Raw genomic sequence first — 3104 nt, forward strand, 5'->3', positions numbered from 1 at the left:
CGCGATGATGGACAGAAAACGGATCATGGTTCGACCTTTCTGAACGCAAACGTGGCAAGACCGAGGGCAATCAAAGGCCAGACCAGAACAGACAACAACGATTTCCACAGGGCAATCGACGCCGCAGCGGCACCGATGCCGGATGCCGCCGCCGTCGCCTGGGAGGCCGTCAGGTTGAACAGGCGAAAAGCGTCAGCCGGATTGGCAAGCAAAGCCGCAGGAAAGAACTGGGTGGTGAACATACCGCCATCATCAGCAACAACCGCCGCCAAAAGCGCAAGATCATAGAGCACAACCAACCCCAGCCAAAGGCCGATCGCCAAACCCGCTGCACCCGACGCGCGCCGCGCTAAGGAAGACAGGGCATAACCGATCCCTAGAAATGTCGCGCCCAAAAAGGTCGACGTCCATGTCAGCCGCCACAAGGCCCCAAAGCCCGCGGCTGCCGCAGGGTCGCCAGCCACCGCAATAAAAGCCGCGGCCCCATACCCTGCCACAAGGGCGACAATCAAAATGCCTGTATGCGCCACCAGTTTGCCTGCCAAAATCTCCCAGCGGCCAACAGGATAGGTTAGCAGCAAGGGCAGCGCACCCCGTTCAACTTCGCCTGCAACCGCGTCAAAGGACATCAACAGCGCGACCAGCGGCACCAGATAGACCGAGAGCGAGGTCAACGACGCTACCGTGATGGACAAGCGGTCAGCACCAAGCCCGCCACTTGGGGCAGAGCCGACTGCCGATAAAACCAGCGAGAAAACCACCATCAACACCGCCGCAATCAGCACCCAGCGGTTGCGCCGCGCGATATGTGCCTCGGTAATGGCGGTGGCAAGGATGCGGGCAATCATTGGCCGTCCCTCCTGCTGAAATGGCTATAGATATCTTCAAGGCTGGGTGGGATGACGTCGATGTCGGCCACCTTGTCTTTGAACGCTGAGACCTGCGCGAGAGTGGCAAGTTTATCCTCTTGGGTGCAGCTAAGATGCAACGCATTGCCCACGCGGATGGCATTGGGCAACGCGCCTAGAATGTCGGCGTCATAGCCGTTGATCGCAGTGATGTGCATCGCAACAGGCAATGCAGCCTCGCGCCGCAATTCCGGCAGTGACCCGGTGGCCACCATCTGCCCGCCCGACAGGATCATTAGCCTGTCTGTCCGCGCCTCTACCTCTGTCAATGCATGGCTGGACAGCAAGATTGCAGCACCTTCGGCGGCCAGACCATCCAGAAGCTCATAAAAGTCGCGGCGCGAAACAGGATCGAGACCGCTGGTCGGTTCGTCCAGCACTAAAAGGTCAGGATGCCCGATCAGGGTTTGGGCCAGTCCCACACGTTGACGCATACCCTTGGAATAGGTGCCGATACGCCGCTTGGCCGCATGTCCCAGACCGACTTTATCCAACAGGGGCATCGCCCCAGATGTGTTCTCTCCGCGCAATCGCAGATAATAAGTGATCTGCTCCAACCCTGTCAGCGCAGAATGAAACGTGGCGTTTTCGGGCAAATACGCGACCTTCGCGCGCGCTGTTGCACTACCCGGTGCCGCACCACAGACGGAAATCTCGCCGCTATCTGCTGCAATCAAACCCAGGATCACTTTCATCAGTGTCGATTTGCCAGCACCATTATGCCCCAGCAACGCAACCCGCTCACCGGGGGCCACATGCAAAGACACATCAGACAAGGCATTGACCCTGCCGAATGTCTTAGTGAGATGAGAGATCGTTAACGTCGAAGTCATCTGGTTCGCTTTCATTCCATCTGGAGGCTGCTTCGGCCTCCATCGCGAGATACTTTGAGGGTATTTCTATGTTTGGTGCAGTCATGAGTGGTGCGCTATCGACAACCCCACCCGGCAGCGTGGCGGGGAAACTAGACTGGGCCCAACGGATCAACTGGACAACAGGTGCGCCGGTCAAAAGTGCAGCAGCTTGCTGCGACCACAAGATATGATCCATCAGGTCATTGGGTCGAAAGGCGCTGTCGGCGATCCCGTCACCGCCCAGATCAAAGCTGCTATGATCGGACCAGTAGTTGCCCCTGCCCTCAAAGCTCCATTCGATATCGCGTGTGCCGACATATTTCACCTGCGTGCGGTTACCCAGAAACGCATTGCCGGTCAGCACATTACGCTCTGACCCGGCAGTGAAATGGATGCCGATGTTACAGCCCTCAAAGCGGTTCTCATAGATCAGGTTCTTGTGCGCGTTGTAGATAAACGTACAACGGTCCGCCCCGCCGCGGACCAGGTTTCCCGACACGTCGGCATTGTTGGCAAAGTTCAGCATGACACCGTGACTGCGGTCAGACAGGCTCAGATTGTCTCTGATGACGACTTTATTGGAGAACATGATGGCATAGCCAAGGTGGTTCCCGATCGACACATTGCCAGAGACTTCGGAATCGTTGGTGTACATATAGTGGACGGCAAAGCGAAGATCACGGAATAGATTGTTCCGGTAAGTCCCCTTCCGCGAAGCGTTCGAAAAGATTCCATCACGGCCCCAACGGACCGAATTGCCCTCAACCACTGTCCCCGGTGAATTCCAAACATAGATACCGTTGCCACGATCATTCATGCGCGGGTTGCGTGTGCCCTCAATGATGTTGTCACGGACCTGCGCATCGTGGCCACCGTGGACGTCAATCCCGTGCAAGTTGCCCAGCACACGGTTGCCTTCGATGACAGCACGATCAGCTTTCTTGAGAATTTTTATACCTGCATCGGTGGCCTGGCTGTTGAGACCCGAGCCTGTCACGGTCAGGTTCGTGATGGTCACATCAGGCGCATCAATGCTCACCACTGTGCCTTGGCCCATACCATCAATAATCGCATCATGCCCACCGGTAAGGGTGAGTGGTCTGTCGATTATAACGGGACCAGTGTGCAGGCCGGATTGCAGAATAAGAACATCGCCAGGAGCGGCCCCGGCGATGGCTGTTGCAAGCGTGCCCTGCCCCGCCATCACATGCCGTTCGTCTGCCCAGAGGGGCAGTGCGACCAGCAAAGATAACATAAGGAACAGGGCACGTATCATGGTCAGACCGCCTTTGGCTCAACGAACATCCGGCCGCGCATCTCCATGTGGAGGGCGTGGCAGAAC

General features: G+C 57.2%; 3 protein-coding genes. All 3 read right to left on the reverse strand.

Annotation, left to right across the window (positions count from 1 at the left end):
* Positions 1-23: 23 nt before the first annotated feature.
* Genes ABYT07_RS20030 through ABYT07_RS20040 form a run of 3 tightly spaced genes read right to left on the reverse strand, consistent with a single transcriptional unit; the run spans position 24 to position 3038 of the window.
* Positions 24-848, reverse strand: a complete 825-nt coding sequence (locus ABYT07_RS20030; RefSeq protein ID WP_372993771.1) for an ABC transporter permease — start codon at positions 846-848, stop codon at positions 24-26.
* Positions 845-1741, reverse strand: a complete 897-nt coding sequence (locus ABYT07_RS20035) for an ABC transporter ATP-binding protein (protein WP_372993772.1) — start codon at positions 1739-1741, stop codon at positions 845-847. Before ABYT07_RS20035 ends, ABYT07_RS20030 begins: the two co-directional genes overlap by 4 nt.
* Complete coding sequence (locus ABYT07_RS20040) at positions 1707-3038, reverse strand: nitrous oxide reductase family maturation protein NosD (RefSeq protein WP_372993773.1); 1332 nt, start codon at positions 3036-3038, stop codon at positions 1707-1709. The genes ABYT07_RS20035 and ABYT07_RS20040 overlap by 35 nt, the downstream gene beginning before the upstream one ends.
* Between the last annotated feature and the right edge of the window lie 66 nt (positions 3039-3104).

This window comes from Sulfitobacter sp., assembly GCF_041552635.1.
Taxonomy (GTDB): Bacteria; Pseudomonadota; Alphaproteobacteria; order Rhodobacterales; family Rhodobacteraceae; genus Sulfitobacter.